At 58.6% G+C, this 15,328-nt stretch carries 15 protein-coding genes; 3 read left to right on the plus strand and 12 right to left on the minus strand.

Annotated features, from left to right (window positions below):
- Window positions 1-126 precede the first annotated feature (126 nt).
- Window positions 127-864, plus strand: coding sequence for an orotidine-5'-phosphate decarboxylase (gene pyrF, locus GVK32_RS15190; RefSeq protein ID WP_123551333.1), 738 nt, complete (start codon window positions 127-129; stop codon window positions 862-864).
- A complete protein-coding gene (yciH, locus tag GVK32_RS15195) occupies window positions 864-1,190 on the plus strand; it encodes a stress response translation initiation inhibitor YciH (RefSeq protein WP_159869343.1) in 327 nt (108 codons plus the stop codon). Before pyrF ends, yciH begins: the two co-directional genes overlap by 1 nt.
- A gap of 103 nt (window positions 1,191-1,293) precedes the next feature.
- Here yciH and osmB read toward each other — a convergent pair whose 3' ends face one another.
- From osmB to GVK32_RS15230, 7 genes are all read right to left on the minus strand, one after another.
- Complete coding sequence (osmB, locus tag GVK32_RS15200; protein ID WP_032688354.1) at window positions 1,294-1,512, minus strand: osmotically-inducible lipoprotein OsmB; 219 nt, start codon at window positions 1,510-1,512, stop codon at window positions 1,294-1,296.
- A 287-nt stretch (window positions 1,513-1,799) separates the two neighbouring features.
- Window positions 1,800-2,549 carry a DNA-binding transcriptional regulator YciT gene (locus GVK32_RS15205; RefSeq protein ID WP_159869346.1) on the minus strand — a complete coding sequence of 250 codons (750 nt, stop codon included), beginning with the start codon at window positions 2,547-2,549 and terminating at the stop codon, window positions 1,800-1,802.
- A gap of 72 nt (window positions 2,550-2,621) precedes the next feature.
- Complete coding sequence (locus GVK32_RS15210) at window positions 2,622-2,804, minus strand: hypothetical protein (protein ID WP_159869349.1); 183 nt, start codon at window positions 2,802-2,804, stop codon at window positions 2,622-2,624.
- 178 nt (window positions 2,805-2,982) lie between these two features.
- Window positions 2,983-4,917 (minus strand): exoribonuclease II, encoded by a 1,935-nt coding sequence (locus GVK32_RS15215; RefSeq protein WP_159869352.1) that lies wholly within the window; start codon window positions 4,915-4,917, stop codon window positions 2,983-2,985.
- Window positions 4,918-4,997: 80 nt separating this feature from the next.
- Entirely contained in the window at window positions 4,998-6,155 is a 1,158-nt protein-coding gene (locus tag GVK32_RS15220) for a carboxymuconolactone decarboxylase family protein (RefSeq protein WP_159869355.1), read from the minus strand.
- A gap of 206 nt (window positions 6,156-6,361) precedes the next feature.
- Complete coding sequence (gene fabI, locus GVK32_RS15225; RefSeq protein WP_041145198.1) at window positions 6,362-7,150, minus strand: enoyl-ACP reductase FabI; 789 nt, start codon at window positions 7,148-7,150, stop codon at window positions 6,362-6,364.
- Window positions 7,151-7,447: 297 nt separating this feature from the next.
- Window positions 7,448-7,990, minus strand: a complete 543-nt coding sequence (locus GVK32_RS15230; protein WP_159869576.1) for a HutD family protein — start codon at window positions 7,988-7,990, stop codon at window positions 7,448-7,450.
- 310 nt (window positions 7,991-8,300) lie between these two features.
- On the opposite strand from GVK32_RS15230, the gene GVK32_RS15235 reads away from it, so the two are divergent.
- On the plus strand, window positions 8,301-9,677 hold the full coding sequence (locus GVK32_RS15235; RefSeq protein WP_200842897.1) for a cytosine permease: 1,377 nt from the start codon (window positions 8,301-8,303) through the stop codon (window positions 9,675-9,677).
- A gap of 71 nt (window positions 9,678-9,748) precedes the next feature.
- Here GVK32_RS15235 and sapF read toward each other — a convergent pair whose 3' ends face one another.
- The 5 genes from sapF to sapA are packed head-to-tail and all read right to left on the minus strand — an operon-like array spanning window position 9,749 to window position 15,064.
- A complete protein-coding gene (gene sapF / locus GVK32_RS15240) occupies window positions 9,749-10,558 on the minus strand; it encodes a peptide ABC transporter ATP-binding protein SapF (protein ID WP_123707659.1) in 810 nt (269 codons plus the stop codon).
- A 1-nt stretch (window position 10,559) separates the two neighbouring features.
- Window positions 10,560-11,552 (minus strand): putrescine export ABC transporter ATP-binding protein SapD, encoded by a 993-nt coding sequence (gene sapD / locus GVK32_RS15245; protein WP_159869361.1) that lies wholly within the window; start codon window positions 11,550-11,552, stop codon window positions 10,560-10,562.
- A complete protein-coding gene (gene sapC / locus GVK32_RS15250; protein ID WP_045855078.1) occupies window positions 11,552-12,442 on the minus strand; it encodes a putrescine export ABC transporter permease SapC in 891 nt (296 codons plus the stop codon). Before sapC ends, sapD begins: the two co-directional genes overlap by 1 nt.
- Window positions 12,429-13,394: a putrescine export ABC transporter permease SapB gene (sapB, locus tag GVK32_RS15255; protein WP_041145208.1), complete on the minus strand. Its 966-nt coding sequence runs from the start codon at window positions 13,392-13,394 to the stop codon at window positions 12,429-12,431. The genes sapC and sapB overlap by 14 nt, the downstream gene beginning before the upstream one ends.
- Complete coding sequence (gene sapA / locus GVK32_RS15260; RefSeq protein WP_159869364.1) at window positions 13,391-15,064, minus strand: ABC transporter substrate-binding protein SapA; 1,674 nt, start codon at window positions 15,062-15,064, stop codon at window positions 13,391-13,393. The genes sapB and sapA overlap by 4 nt, the downstream gene beginning before the upstream one ends.
- Between the last annotated feature and the right edge of the window lie 264 nt (window positions 15,065-15,328).

Raw genomic sequence — 15,328 nt, forward strand, 5'->3', positions numbered from 1 at the left:
TTGCGCCGCCATTGTCTGGCAGGCGCTGAAACGCAGCCTGTTATTTTCTCCTTATCGCAGGTAGAATGCTGCCCGTTTACCTTTTTTGCGCCGAGCCCGGCGCCCATCAACAATTAAGGTCTGGTCATGACGTCTACTGCTACATCTTCTTCTCGCGTTGTCACATCCTCTCCCGTTGTTGTGGCTCTCGATTATGATAACCGCGATAAGGCGCTGGCGTTCGTCGACCGCATCGATCCGCGGGACTGCCGCCTCAAGGTTGGCAAAGAGATGTTTACGCTGCTGGGGCCGCAGTTTGTCCGCGATTTGCACCAGCGTAATTTCGAAGTTTTCCTCGATCTCAAATTTCACGATATCCCTAACACCACCGCTCATGCCGTTGCGGCGGCTGCCGAGCTTGGCGTCTGGATGGTCAACGTTCATGCCAGCGGCGGCGCGCGGATGATGACCGCGGCGCGCGAAGCCCTGCTGCCGTTTGGCAAAGATGCGCCGCTGCTGATTGCCGTCACCGTGCTGACCAGCATGGAAGCCGGTGATTTACAGGAGCTGGGTATTACGCTCTCTCCGGCCGACCATGCGGCCAAGCTGGCGGCGCTGACCCAACGCTGCGGCCTTGATGGCGTCGTCTGCTCGGCGCAGGAAGCGGCGCGCTTCAAACAGGAGCTGGGCCAGGCGTTTAAGCTGGTGACCCCCGGCATTCGTCCCGAGGGCAGCGATGCGGGCGACCAGCGCCGCATTATGACGCCGGAGCAGGCGCAGGCCGCGGGCGTAGACTATATGGTTATCGGCCGTCCGGTGACGCAGTCTGCCGACCCGGCGGCGACCTTACGCCAGATTAATGCATCGCTGAATAAGGGGGCCTAATGAGCGATTCCAACAGCCGTCTGGTTTACTCGACGGAGAGTGGACGTATCGATGAGCCGAAGCAGGTTGTCGAACGCCCTAAAGGCGATGGCGTGGTGCGTATTCAGCGCCAGACCAGCGGCCGTAAAGGTAAGGGCGTATGCCTGATCGTTGGCATTGACGCGGACGATGACGCGCTGGCGAAGCTGGCCGCTGAGCTGAAAAAGAAATGCGGCTGCGGCGGGTCGGTAAAAGAGGGGGTGATTGAAATTCAGGGCGATAAGCGCGACCTGATAAAATCGCTGCTCGAAGCTAAGGGTATGAAGGTCAAGCTGGCCGGCGGCTGATAATAACAACAGGGCCACGGTAAATACCGTGGCCCTGATTTTTTCCGGTGCGTAAGTCAGAAAATCTGCGAGCAGTTATTTTTTATTTGAACTGATTTAAAACTTATTTACCTACCTGGTGACCGATAATCCCGCCGACCGCTGCGCCGCCCAGGGTACCCAGGGTGCTGCCATCGGTTAATACCGCGCCGCCCAGTGCGCCAGCACCGGCGCCAATGGCGGTATTACGATCGCGTTTTGACCAGTTAGAACACGCGCTCAGCGACATTACCACTGTCACAGCCAGAACTGCCGCAGCCATTTTTTTGCTCATTGAAGTCATCATATTTTTCTCCTGAATAATCTATTCATGGATACAACTTCCTTTAAAGCATAGTGTGAACTATGAGTTAAGGGCTATTCCATGAAGTTTAGTTGCGCAGGTGTTACTTTAATCACGCAGGTGATAGTCACTTCCTGTTATATCGCTAACAATAATTCTACTTTTTTTAAATTTTACCGGCAGGTAAATAGTCTGAATTGGGGGCTCGGAATACTCTCAGACGTGGCGCGGCGCGGCCTGCGCCCACCTGAGTGGGCGACGAAGAAAGGAATAGACGAGGGGACGGATCAGGCGACGTTGACGATATCGACGGTTAAACCGCTGTCAGCCAGCTGCTGGCGGGCGCTATCGTGCAGGTTGCTATCGGTAATAATGCGATCAAAGCGCCCAACCGGGCCGAGCGGGTAAGGGTGTACGACGCTGAATTTTGAACTGTCGCTTAGCACAATTGCCTCGCAGCCTTTCTCCAGCACCGCGTTAACCACGTCCGCGCGCATCATATCCCGCCCGGTAAAGCCGGTCTCTGGCTGCCAGCCGTCGATGCCAATGAACGCTTTGCTGAAATGGACCTGCTGGATAAACTGCCGGGTCAGCGGACCGACCATGCTCTCGCTGCGCTTCTGGTAGATCCCACCGAGGAGGATCACCTCGCCAGGCGTCTCTTTCAGCAGGTGAGCAATATAGCTGCTGACGGTAATGATGGTGATATCGCCACGCTCGGCAAGCGTCCGGGCGAGCAGGGCGTTGCAGCTACCGTTTTCGATAAATACCGTCTCGCCGGGCGAAACCCGCTCAGCGGCCCGCATAGCCAGCTCACGCTTAATGGCGAAATAGGTCATCATGCGGGTTTCTACGTCCTCGCTATCCAGCGGCACGGCAAAACCGTGGGTACGACGCAGATAGCTCTGCTTTTCCAGCAGATTCAAATCCTGACGTACGGTCACTTCAGAGACACCGGTCATTTTCGCGAGATCGGCCACGCTCATGCGGCCTTTATCGATGACCATTTGCAAAATACTTTGTTGTCGGGCGTTCATAGCAACATCACAGTTAGAGGGCTATTTTACGGGCAAGCGACGCTGTACGGTCGGCTGCGGCGCGAGGGGCTGTCAGATTTCCCAGGGGGCTTTCGGCTGACCGGGCTTGCTTTCCGGCTCATCGTTAACAAGAGCCTGCAGCTCCGCCTTGAGGATCTCCAGATTGTGAATCGCGGAGTGATAGTCCCCGGCAACCAGAATATCCAGCACGGTATCGATACGTTGGGCGAGCAGGCGGGCATTCAGATCAGACATAGTATTATCCTGGGTACAAAAGCGAATGAAATCAATGATGCAAAAAACGGATGCAAAAGAGAAGTGAAAAGATCGCACAACCTATCTCATCTGGAGGTTTTTAGCGCAGGCGCGGGCGGGGAACGGGGATGGGCTAAAAAGAACGGCTCCCTGAGTTGGGAGCCGCTGAGGTGCAATATCAGGCGAACGGCCGGGCAATCACGCTGCGCGTTTCCATTCTGACTTCGGCAATCTTCACGTCGATAACGTCGGTCACCTTGTAGACGGTTTCACCTTTAATCTGCACGGTGCCGTTTTCCTGGCTGCAGACCAGCTCATCGCGAACGGCGTGCAGGAACGGTGCCGGGATAAAGGCGACCGCGCCGTTATCAACCAGGCGCACGCGCATGCCGCCGCGGCTGATATCGATAATTTCCGCCGCAAAGCGCGTATCGGTGCCGGCGTTCGGGCTCAGGTAGCGCGCGTACAGCCAGTCGCCAACATCGCGTTCGGCCATCCGGTTCAGTCGACGGCGTTCTGCCATCTGCACCGCTACGTCATCATTAGGGCGCGCGATGGTGTCACCTTTAATGATGGCTTTCAGCAGGCGATGGTTAATCATATCGCCGTACTTACGAATCGGTGAGGTCCAGGTGGCGTAGGCTTCGAGGCCAAGGCCGAAGTGCGGGCCCGGCTCGGTGCTGATTTCGGCGTAGGACTGGAAGCGACGGATGCGGCTATCGAGGAAGCCGGACGGCTGTGCGTCCAGTTCGCGGCGCAGCTTGCAGAAACCGTTAAGGGTCAGCACTTCCTGCGGATCGACGTGCACGTCGTGGGTCTTCAGCAGCGCGGCCAGCTGTTCGGTATTGGCCGGATCGAAGCCGGTATGCACGTTGTAAACGCCAAAGCCCAGGCGGTCGCGCAGCACGCGAGCGGCGCAGATGTTGGCGGCAATCATCGACTCTTCAACGATGCGGTTGGCGATACGGCGCGGCTCGGCAACGATATCCAGTACTTCACCTTTCTCACCCAGCACGAAGCGGTAGTCCGGACGGTCCTTAAACACCAGCGCATGGGTTTTACGCCATTCGCTGCGGCGCAGGCACAGGTCCTGCAGCAGGGTAATCTGCTGCGCGATGGCTTCGCTTTCGGGCTGCCAGCTGCCGCTATTCTCCAGCCAGTCGGAGACGTTGTCGTAGGCCAGCTTCGCTTTCGACTCAATGGTGGCGGCGAAGAATTCAATATCGTCTTCAATCGTACCGTCGGCCGAGAGGATCATGCGGCAGGCCAGCACCGGGCGCATTTCGTCGGCCCGCAGCGAGCACAGGTCGTCGGAAAGCTCGCGCGGCAGCATCGGGATGTTAAAGCCCGGCAGGTAGTTGGTGAAGGCGCGAATTTTTGCCGCGTCGTCCAGCTTGCTGCCTTCTGCGATCCAGGCGGTCGGGTCGGCGATCGCGACGGTCAGCTGCAGCTTGCCGTCAGCGGCGGCTTCCACATACAGCGCATCGTCCATATCCTGGGTGCTGGCGCTATCGATGGTCACGAACGCCAGCGCCGTCAGGTCGCGTCGCTCCAGCCCTTCGTCCAGCATCTCGGTAGCCACGCCGTCTGGCGCTTCTTTTTCCAGATTATGGCGCGCCAGGGTGACCCACCACGGCACGAAGTGGTCGTCGCTGAAGGTGATGAACTGGGTTAATTCGGCATAGAAACCGCGATCGCCTTTCAGCGGATGACGGCGCATTTCGGCAACCGCCCAGTCACCTTCGCTGAAATCGTGGCTGACGCTGCGATCGGCGCGGCACGGAATGGCATCTTTCAGCAGCGGATGATCGGGAACGATAGACAGGCGATCGTCTTTCTTATGCACTTTACCAACGAAACGCGTCAGGAAAGGCTCGATCAACTCTTCCGGCTCCGCGCTTTCACGTTCTTTTTCAGTATGGACCACGGCGGTAATACGATCGCCATGCATCACTTTTTTCATTTGCGGCGGCGGAATGAAATAGCTTTTCTGCGAGTCAACTTCGAGGAAGCCAAAGCCTTTTTCCGTACCCTTAACGACCCCTTCAACGCGAGGAGTCTGAGAATGCAGTTGCTGTTTAAGCTGCGCTAGCAGCGGGTTGTCCTGAAACATAATTTGGTATTTTCGTGGCTAAAAGAGCGGCTGTCATTTTTACGCGATTATGCCTGTTGCAGCAAGCGCTGTTTGGCATTTTACGTCCGTTGACCAACATTGCCGAGGGCGATTTTCAGCCGGTTGATCCAGCCGCATAGCCCGCACCAGGCCAGAATATCGATAACCTGAGTTCGGGAAAGCCCGTATTCAGTGAGGGGCGTTAGCTGAGCGGCGCTGAAGCGGTCGGGGGAGCGGGTTAACAGCTGCACCGCCAGATAGATTGCGCGCTCGGATGGATGCCTTTCGCCCCACGCCTGAAGCGCACGATCGTCGTGGCGGAGCGCCTCAGGAAACGCCGGCGAGCCGGACCATTCTCGCTCCCAGGCGTTAAAGCAGCTAACGCTGCCGTTGATCCGTGCCGCAATCAGCGCGACCAGCGGCGCAAACGGCTGATTTTCACTCAGTCGGGTAAGCAGCTCATCCTGCGCGCTGAGGATAGCATCGTGGACCGCCAGCAGCGGCGCCAGCTCGGCGAGGCCGGGATGTTGCTGCCAGCAGACCAGCCGTGCCTGCCTCTCGTCGTTAGCGTAGCGCAGGTCGCTGTCGTTGACGTCGGCCAGCCAGTCGACGTCGGCGGCGGCAAAGTCTTCTGCCGGCGCATCCTCCTGCTGCGGCATTCCCGGCATCCAGCGCACCGGAAAGCCCAGCGTCGCCTGGAAGGTGGCGATCGCGCGGGCCTGGAAGCCGACAAAACCGATAATCTGGTTAATCAGGATAATATCGCGGCTGGTTAATCCCACTTCGTCCAGCTGGCTGCGAGAGAGGGCGGTAATGACCGAGGGCGAACTGGCCAGCTGGCGCGCATACTGCGTGATCTGCGCCAGACGACGATTGCTCTCGCGGGACGAGTCCGGGCCCGGCAGCGGCGCCAGGCGCGCCGCATAGTGGTTACACAGCCGCTGCACGCCATAGACCTGCGCGACGGTTAGCGCCGTGCTCAGACGATCGTAGGCGCTAAAAGTTTGCAGACGATTCGCCGTCACGGAGGTCGGAAAGAGCGCGTCGGCCAAACATCGTGCCGGCGCCAGCCAGCCCGCATGCGCGTGGAGCAGCTCTGCGGGCAACGTCAGGTCGAGTAAAAAACGGTCTTCGACATACGCGGCTTCAGGGACGAGCGGTAATACATCCACCGGGCAGATTGTTGACTGGGTCTCGTGATACCAGTGGTTTTTGCCATACACGCGGCGTTGCTCCATGGGCGTTCCTTGATCGATATGTGTCCGGCCGCACTTCTGTGGGCCATCTATGCATAACTATCCTGGCGTAACCCTGGAGCAGGAGAAAATATTGATACGTGCTAACAAATAGCTGATTGGAATAACAGAGCGGGAGAGATGGCGCGAAAGGTCGTCAGCAGCAGCAGAGTAAAACCCTCCTCACGGGCGTGAGGAGGGTAAAGAACTTATTTCAGTTCCAGCTCGTTCATAGCGGCAATGCTGAAGCCGCCGTCAACGTGAACCACTTCACCGGAGATGCCCGCAGAGAGGTTAGAGCACAGGAACGCTGCGCTGTTGCCGACATCTTCGATGGTCACGGTACGACGAATCGGGGTGACGGCTTCGCAGTGGGCCAGCATTTTACGGAAATCTTTAATCCCGGATGCTGCCAGAGTACGGATCGGACCGGCAGAGATGGCGTTGACGCGAACGCCTTCCGGACCCATCGCGTTCGCCATATAGCGTACGTTCGCTTCCAGAGACGCCTTAGCCAGACCCATCACGTTGTAGTTAGGGATTGCGCGCTCTGCGCCCAGGTAGGAGAGCGTCAGCAGGGCGGAGCCCGGGTTCAGCATCTCGCGGCAGGCTTTCGCCATCGCCACAAAGCTGTAGGCGCTGATGTCGTGAGCGATTTTGAAACCTTCACGGGTTACCGCGTTAACGTAGTCGCCGTCCAGCTGATCGGCCGGTGCGAAACCGATTGAGTGAACGAAACCGTCGAATTTCGGCCATACTTTAGTCAGTTCGGTGAACAGAGACTCAATGCTCTCATCTTCAGCCACGTCGCACGGCAGTACGATGTTGGAACCCAGTGCCGCAGCAAATTCTTCCACACGACCTTTCAGTTTGTCGTTCTGATAGGTGAACGCCAGTTCAGCCCCTTCACGGTGCATTGCTTGTGCAATACCGTAGGCGATGGACAGTTTGCTGGCAACGCCAGTCACCAGAATGCGCTTACCGGAAAGAAAACCCATAGCTTTAATCCTTATCGTTATTGCTTATTTTTACTTTAACAATCATGTGGTTAGTGTTGTTATTTCAAAATAACTCAAATTTAGCCGAGAATTATATCCCACTGACGACCCCCTGTGTCACGCTATTTTTCAGCAATAGCCGACATCCAGCGGGCGACATCGGCGCTGCCGCTGCGTTCATGGGCGTCAACCTTCACGGTTAGCGCAGGCGGCTTATCGTATCCCTGCCATCGCGTACTCTCCAGTATATCACCGGATATCGCGGGCGTTCGGCGCCGTTCTCCGGGCGAAATGCGGCTAACGTACGCTCAGGCTCGCCAGCAGCAGCCTGGCGTCGGCGGAGTGCGGGAGAAGCTCCCCCGGCGGCGTATCCTGCCACCAGATGCCGCTCCCGGCAGCGTGCAGCTGCTCCCCCAACTGCCAGCGTCCTTGCAGCACCCAGGCGACTCCCGCCGCGCCGGGCCGCCGCGCGGTGGATACCACGCTCACCTGCGCCGTGGCCCGGCTACGCTGGGTCATGATGTTGAAGTCCAGCCCCGGCTGCGAAATCCCCTCGCTGGCCAGCGGCCATTCGCCGGCAAAGGCCCACGGCTCCCACAGGTGCAGGTGATGGGCGATATCTCCGCCGCGCAGCCACAGCGAACTGCCGTCTATCAGCATTATCACCCGATCTACGCCCGGAAAAGGCGAAAACGGTCCGTCGCTTTGTAAAGTGGCGATGCTGGCCCGCCAGAGAAACGGCGCATCAGGCGACGGCACGCTGACGATTTCTCGGGTTTCGCCGCCGCCGTTTTTCCACGGCGTGACGGGCAGGGAGGATAGCTGAAAAGAGACGATCATCGGAGTTGAGACCTCTGCTGGCTGGCGGTTAGGGGCGCGCATAGCACTCGTTGGGCTGCGATGAGATGTTGCGTTTTTGTTTATTTTAATCACACAAAATACTTACATCTTCATCACAAATTTATCATGTGCACGGTGCGTATGGTTGTCAATGCTTGTATATACATGAGCTGTTATATGCGCGGGCCCTACGGCAATGCGCGTAGATGCAAGAAACCAGGGTCCCTGGCGGTTGGAAACCGATTATAGCGAGGAAACTATGTCTTCTTTTTCTTCAACAGATGGGCAGTCAAAAGGCAGTGAACAGCGCATAACGGAAACGCGCTCGATCGATTTTATCCCTGAAGGCGAGAGACATGGACATCCTTTCAGCCAGTTTACGCTGTGGTTTGGCGGCAATCTGCAGATTACCGCTATCGTCACCGGCGCGCTGGCCGTGGTGCTGGGCGGTGACGTGGTGTGGTCGCTGATTGGCCTGCTGCTGGGGCAGGTTCTGGGGGCCGCGGTGATGTCGCTGCACGCCCTGCAGGGCCCGCGCCTGGGGCTGCCGCAGATGATCATCAGCCGCGCGCAGTTTGGTGTTTTTGGCGCGGTGGTTCCGCTGGTGCTGGTCTGCATTATGTACGTTGGCTTTTCCGCCAGCGGCACCGTCCTTGCCGGGCAGGCGATGGCAAGGCTGCTGTCGGTCTCAAACGTCACCGGCATGCTCCTGTTTAGCGCGATTATCATCGTCATTGCCGTGCTGGGCTATCGGGTGATCCATAAGCTGGGCAAAGTGGCGAGCATCGTTGGTGTGCTGGCGTTTGCCTATCTGTTTGTTACGCTGTTGCTCTCCGCAGACCTGACGGCCATCGCGCAGAATAGCCATTTCTCCCTGCCGATGTTCCTGCTGGCCGTGTCGCTCTCCTCGTCGTGGCAGATAGCCTTCTGCCCGTACGTTTCCGACTACTCGCGCTATTTGCCGAGCAACGTATCGGGTGCGAAAACCTTTTTCTGCGTCTTTAGCGGTACGGTGCTTGGCACCCAGGCGTCAATGACGCTGGGCGTGCTGACGGCGGCCATTGCCGGCAGCGCTTTCCCCGGGCATGAAGTGAGCTTTATCGTGGGATTAGGTAAAAGCCAGGTGATGGCGATAGTTATCTACTTTGCGATCTGCTTCGGCAAAATCACCTTCACGACGCTCAATGCCTACGGCAGCTTTATGTCGCTGAGTACCATCGTTTCCGGCTTTCGCAGCCAGACGTCGCTATCGCAGAGATCGCGTCTCATCTTCGTGGTTCTGATGGTGTCAATATCGTGCATTATCGCCCTGCTGAGCGAGCCGGCGTTTCTGAAGAACTTCACCCATTTCCTGCTGTTCCTGCTGGCGTTCTTCGTTCCGTGGAGCGCCATTAGCCTCACCGATTACTATCTTATCTCTGCCGGCACCGTGGATATTCCCGCGCTGTCTGACCCGAAAAAACGCTACGGCTACTGGAATATTTACGCCATAACCATCTACGTGGTGGGGGTGCTTATCCAGCTGCCGTTTATCGAGAACCCGCTGTTCCACGGCTCTTTGACGTGGATATTCGCCGGTAACGACGTGTCGTGGATTATCGGCTGGTTCGCCACCGGACTGCTGTACTACTCGCTGCATCGCTTTGACCGGCGGGAGCTGCCGGCGCAAACCATACTTCCGGGCTGAGAACGCGCCTGCGGGAACCGATAAGTAACAGGCCCGGGTAAGGCGCCGGCCTTACCCGGGTGATTGAGGGACTATTTACCGTCTTTGCGCCACGCGTCGGCGGTCAGCGCTTCGCCAAAGTGGCCGGCGATTAGCCGCTTGGTCAGATCGTGCAGCGGCGAAGCCAGCACGTCAGCGGTGCTGCCGCGCTCCACCACTTCCCCCTGATGCATCACCAGAACCTGATCGCTAATATGCTTCATCATGCCTAAATGCTGGGTAACGTAGATATATGAAATACCTTGTTTATCCTGCAGCTCCAGCATCAGGTTGATCAGCTGTGAACGCATCGACATATCCAGCGACGCCAGCGCCTCATCGCAGACAATGACCTTAGGCCGCAGGATCAGCGCGCGCGCAAGGCCAAGACGCTGCTTTTGCCCCGGCGCCAGCATATGCGGGTAGTAGCTGACGTGGTCCGGCAGCAGACCGACCATCCGCAGCGTCTCAATAATCTGCTTTTGCCGCGCCTCCGGCTCAAGCTCGGTATTCAGGCGCAGCGGAAAGTCGAGGATCTGCGAAATGCGCTGGCGCGGGTTTAGCGAGGTTGACGGATCCTGGAAAATCATGCGGATACGCTGGCTGCGGAACGAGTAGTCGCCGAATGCCAGCGGGTGATCGTCAATTAGCAGGTCGCCGGACGTCGGCTCAATCATGCCGGCCAGCATTTTCGCTAGCGTGGATTTCCCCGAGCCGTTCTCGCCGATGATCGCCAGAGTCTGGCGCTCGCGCAGCGTAAAGCTCAGCGGCTTGACGGCTTCCACCGTCTGACGACGAAACCAGCCGGTACGGTAGCGAAAGGTCTTACTCAGATTGCGGACTTCGAGCAACGTTTCGACCATTTCACTCTTTCTCCATGTTCAGCGGGAAATGACAGGCGTACAGATGCGTTCTGGCGCCGGTCAGGCGCGGCGTTTCGATACACTTGCGCTGGGCGTACGGACAGCGCGGCCCAAGGCGGCAGCCGATCGGCAGCTGCTCCAGTAGCGGAATGGCTCCGGGCATGGTATTCAGGCGGCTTTTGTGCGGCAGCGCGCTGCCAAAATCGGGGATCGCGCGGATTAACGCCTGGGTGTAGGGGTGATGGGGCGTGGTGACCAGCTCTTCGCTCGGCGCTGATTCCACGGTTTGCCCGCAGTACATGACATTGATTCTGTTCGCCCATTTGCTCAGCATCTGCAGGTCGTGGCTGATCAGCAAAATAGTGGTGCTGTTGTTCTGATTCAGCCGCGTCAGCAGGCGGATAATTTGCGCCTGGGTGGTGGGTTCCATCGCGTTAGTCGGCTCATCGGCGATCAGCAGACGCGGCTGGTTGGCAAGGGCGATGGCGATCATCACCTTCTGACACTCCCCGTCGGTTAACTCGTAGGGGAAACTGCGCATCGCGTCTTTATGATCCTTGATACCCACGCGGTGCAGGAGCTCTATCGCCCGACGTTTACGCCAGCCGAGACGCTGCCACCAGCGGCCCTTAAAGGTCCAGCCGGGAATGTTCTGCATCAGCTGCTGGCCGATCCGTTCGGAGGGGTCGAGACAGGACTGCGGCTCCTGGAAGATCATCGACACGTTGTGGCCAATCAGCTTGCGGCGTTCGCGGCTGGAGAGCCGCAGCAGGTCGATATCGTCGAAGCGCATGCGGTCGGCGGTGACTCGCCAGTTGTCTTTGGTTACGCCGCATATCGCTTTGGCAATCAGGCTCTTACCGGAACCTGATTCGCCGACCAGCCCGCGAATTTCGCCCTCGGTCAGGGTCAGGCTGACGCGATCGACGGCTTTGACCCAGCCTTCGTTGGTTTTGAATTCGATGGTTAAATTGCGAATATCGAGTAACGGCATTATTCCACCCCGGCGATAATTGCGCGGCGGATGCCGTCGCCCAGCAGGTTAACCAGCAGGACGCTAATCATAATGGCGGCGCCCGGCAGCATCACCGTCCACGGAGCCACGTAAATCAGCTCCAGCGCGTCGCCGAGCATCGCCCCCCATTCCGGAGAAGGAAGCTGCGCGCCGAGGTCGAGGAAGCCCAGCGCGGCAATATCGAGGATCGCCATCGACAGTGCGCGGGTAATCTCGGTCACCAGCCCGGAAGTGATATTGGGCAGGACCGCGAACCAGAGAATATTCAGCGTTGAGGCGCCGTCGAGCCGGGCGGCAATAACGTACTCTTTTTCCAGCTCATCGTGCACCATGCTATAGACCGAACGCACGATGCGCGGCAGCAGCGCCAGCCAGACGGCGAACATGGCGTGACTCAGATGCGGTCCGGCAAAGGCGACGACGATAATCGCCAGCAGCAGCGACGGAATCGACAGCAGGGTATCGAGGACGTGGTTCAACATCGCCGACAGCAGGCCGTGGGTCGAACCGGCAATCACGCCGAGCACCAGGCCAAACAGCGAGGCACCGAAGGTGACGACGAACGCGCCGCCGACGGTGGGCGCCGCGCCGCTCAGCAGACGGCTCAGGACGTCGCGTCCGAGATCGTCGGTGCCGAGGAAGAACGAAACCTCGCCGTAGCGCGACCATGAGGGCGGCAGCAGCTGGTAGCCGAGGAACTGCTGATCGATGCCGTAAGGGGCAAACCAGCCGCCAAAAACGCACAGCAGAATCAGCCCGGCACAGCCATACAGGCCGATCATGGCGCTGGTGTCGCCGTAGAATTTGCGCCACACGGTGCGCAGCGCTCCCGGGGGGCGCTTCTCCAGGTACACGCTATCGTAAGGCATACCATTCCTTATGTTTCAGAGGGTTAGCCATAGCTCCCAGAATATCAGATAGCACGTTCACGGTAATGACCAGCGCGCCGATGACCATCACGCCCGCCGAGATGGCGGCGTAATCCTGCTGACGAATAGCGTTGATCAGCCAGCGGCCCAGCCCCGGCCAACTGAAGACCATTTCGGTGATCATCGCCAGCGTCAGCATGGTGGCAAATTGCAGCCCCAGACGCGGAATAACCGGCGGCAGGGCATTATGCAGCACGTGACGGTGTAGAATCGTTCGCCGCGACACGCCGCGGGTGGCGGCGGCCTTTACGTAGTTGGTGTCGTACACTTCGCTGGTGCTGATGCGCATCAGGCGAATCACTTCGGTGGTTGGCGCTACGGCAAGGGTCAGAACCGGCAGCACCATATGGCGTGCGGCGCTGACGATCATTTCATGACGCCACGGCGAATCGGACAGCCAGGCGTCGATCAGCGCAAACCCGGTCACCGTTTTGACCTCGTAGAGCAGATCGAAACGCCCGGAGACCGGGAACCAGCCCAGCGTCAGGGAGAAGAACAGCGTCAGCAGCAGCGCCAGCCAGAAAACGGGAATCGAAAAGCCGAGCAGCGCCAGGGCGCTAATCAGGGTGTCGGGCCATTTGTTACGCATAATGCCGGCCAGCATTCCGACGGGAATCCCCACCAGCAGCGCAAAGCCAAAGGCGAGAATGCATAGCTCCATGGTGGCCGGGAAGACCTCTTTTAGCTGCTGTGAAATCAGCTGGCCGTTGATGCTGGAGACCCCGAAATCCCAGTGCAGCAGCCCGGTGAACCAGAACTGCCAGGCGTTCCACAGCGACGCGCCTTGTAGCGGAGCGTGCGGCGTAAAGTAGCTCAGGCTGAAGCCGACGAAGGTCAGAAAAAAGAGCGTGACCAGCAGTAACAGCAGGCGTCGCAGGGTAAAAATGATCATGGTTTTTTCACCTCATCTTTTTTGACGTCGTCTTTTTGCACATCGTCTTTTTTCTCCCGCGAAACGCCGGCAAAGGAGGCGTTACCAAACGGGCTCAGGATCAAACCTTTCATATCATAGCGGTAGGCCTGTAAACGCAGCGACGAGGCGAGCGGCAGCACCGGCAGTTCGCGGGCGAGAATATGCTGCGCCTCCTTATAGGCCTCAATGCGCGAAGCCAGCTGCTGCGAGGTTAATGCCTTTTGCAGCACCTCGTCGAACTCGCGGTTGCACCAATGGGCGAAGTTGGTCTGCGAGGCAATGGCCGCGCAGCTCAGCAGCGGGCGGAAAAAGCTGTCCGGGTCGTTACTGTCCGTAGCCCAGCCGGAAAGGGTCAGGTCGTGGTTCATATCCATCAGCCTTGCCTCCTGAAAACGTCCCTCAACCGGTACAATGATCACCTTCACGCCAATCTGCGCCATATCGGCCTGAATCAGCTCGGCGGTTTTCAGCGGGCTGGGGTTCCAGGCCTGCGAGCTGGTAGGCACCCACAGCCGCAGCGTGAGGTTTTCCTGCCCCAGCGCTTTGAGCTGGGTGCGGGCGGCGGTCGGGTTGTACTCGGTTATCTTCGCTTCGTTATCGTAGGCCCAGGAGGCGCGGGGCAGCATCGACGCGGCGGTTTCCGCGGTGCCGTAATAGATAGATTGCATCAGACGCTGGTTATTGATTGCCAGCGCCAGGGCGTGGCGAACCTGCGGATTATCCAGCGGCGGCTTGGCGGTATTGAACGCCAGCCAGGCAATATTCATCCCAGGACGCAGGGTCAGGCGCAGGCGCGGGTCGTCGCGCAAAATAGTCAGCTGGCTGGCGGCGGGCCAGGCCAGCACGTCGCACTCGCCGGTCAGCAGCTTCGACAGGCGGCCGGTGCCGCCGGAGCCCAGATCGACCACCACCTGCGGCATCAGCGGTTTGCCGCGCCAGTAGCCGGGGTGACGCTGCAGGCGAACGTACTGGCCCGAGCGATACTCTTCCAGCTGGAACGGGCCGGTGCCCACCGGCTGGCGGTCGAGCTGCTCCTGACGATCGCTTTTGGTTAACTGGTCTGCATACTCTGCGGACATAACGGATGCGTAGTGGGTCGCCAGGTGCCAGAGGAACGAGGCGTCCGGGCGCTTCAGGCGGAATTCGACGGTCCGGTTATCGAGCTTGCGTAAGCTCTCCACGCTGTCGGCGAACTGCAGGCTGTCGAAATAGGGGAAGCTGCTACCGTTAACGTTGTGCCACGGATGGTCGCGATTAAAGATACGGCTAAAGGTGAAAATGACGTCATCGGCATTAAAGGCGCGACTGGGCTTAAACCACGACGTCGTCTGGAAAGGCACGTGGCTGCGCAGATGGAAGCGGTAGGTGGCGCCGTTGTCCAGCACCTCCCAGCTTTCGGCCAGCTCGGGCACCAGACGGTAGGTATAAGGGTCAACGTCGAGCAGACGATCGTAGAGCTGGGCGGCCAGGGTATCGACAATCAGGCCGCTGCTGACTTTCTGCGGGTTAAAGGTATTAACCTGGCCGCTAACGCAGTAGACAAAACCGCTATCGCGAATATCGGCGTGAGCAGGCAGCGCGGGGGCGGCAACGGCCTGCCCGCACAGCATCGATACGGCTGCCAGTAGAGAGCATAGTTTCAGGCGCATAGTGGTTTTATGATTCCAGAGCAACGCTCTGTATTATTAATATTCAATGACATTTCTCATCACCTTTATCGTCCTGAGACGTCGTTAGCCGCGGTGCCTGGTGGTGAACCGCTCAACGCTCTGGCCCGATCCTGACCGCGCCGGGTTCCACCTTGAGTATATCCCGTAAACCACCCAGGCATTCTCACTCCGGGGCAGGACGACGATAAAAAAGGGTTCAGCATCAGCAGCAAAGCGCCCGACAGACGGACGTGCGCCTGGCCA

This window comes from Klebsiella sp. 18074, from assembly GCF_902705905.1.
In the GTDB taxonomy this organism is placed as follows: domain Bacteria; phylum Pseudomonadota; class Gammaproteobacteria; order Enterobacterales; family Enterobacteriaceae; genus Klebsiella; species Klebsiella terrigena.

Coding starts and splice junctions, on each gene's coding strand:
- GVK32_RS15210 (WP_159869349.1), bottom strand. CDS start 2,804: ATGTCTGATCTGAATGCCCGCCTGCTCGCCCAACGTATCGATACCGTG.
- sapA (WP_159869364.1), bottom strand. CDS start 15,064: ATGCGCCTGAAACTATGCTCTCTACTGGCAGCCGTATCGATGCTGTGC.
- fabI (WP_041145198.1), bottom strand. CDS start 7,150: ATGGGTTTTCTTTCCGGTAAGCGCATTCTGGTGACTGGCGTTGCCAGC.
- GVK32_RS15220 (WP_159869355.1), bottom strand. CDS start 6,155: ATGGAGCAACGCCGCGTGTATGGCAAAAACCACTGGTATCACGAGACC.
- sapD (WP_159869361.1), bottom strand. CDS start 11,552: ATGCCGTTACTCGATATTCGCAATTTAACCATCGAATTCAAAACCAAC.
- pyrF (WP_123551333.1), top strand. CDS start 127: ATGACGTCTACTGCTACATCTTCTTCTCGCGTTGTCACATCCTCTCCC.
- GVK32_RS15215 (WP_159869352.1), bottom strand. CDS start 4,917: ATGTTTCAGGACAACCCGCTGCTAGCGCAGCTTAAACAGCAACTGCAT.
- sapC (WP_045855078.1), bottom strand. CDS start 12,442: ATGCCTTACGATAGCGTGTACCTGGAGAAGCGCCCCCCGGGAGCGCTG.
- sapF (WP_123707659.1), bottom strand. CDS start 10,558: ATGGTCGAAACGTTGCTCGAAGTCCGCAATCTGAGTAAGACCTTTCGC.
- GVK32_RS15230 (WP_159869576.1), bottom strand. CDS start 7,990: ATGATCGTCTCTTTTCAGCTATCCTCCCTGCCCGTCACGCCGTGGAAA.
- sapB (WP_041145208.1), bottom strand. CDS start 13,394: ATGATCATTTTTACCCTGCGACGCCTGCTGTTACTGCTGGTCACGCTC.
- osmB (WP_032688354.1), bottom strand. CDS start 1,512: ATGACTTCAATGAGCAAAAAAATGGCTGCGGCAGTTCTGGCTGTGACA.
- GVK32_RS15205 (WP_159869346.1), bottom strand. CDS start 2,549: ATGAACGCCCGACAACAAAGTATTTTGCAAATGGTCATCGATAAAGGC.
- yciH (WP_159869343.1), top strand. CDS start 864: ATGAGCGATTCCAACAGCCGTCTGGTTTACTCGACGGAGAGTGGACGT.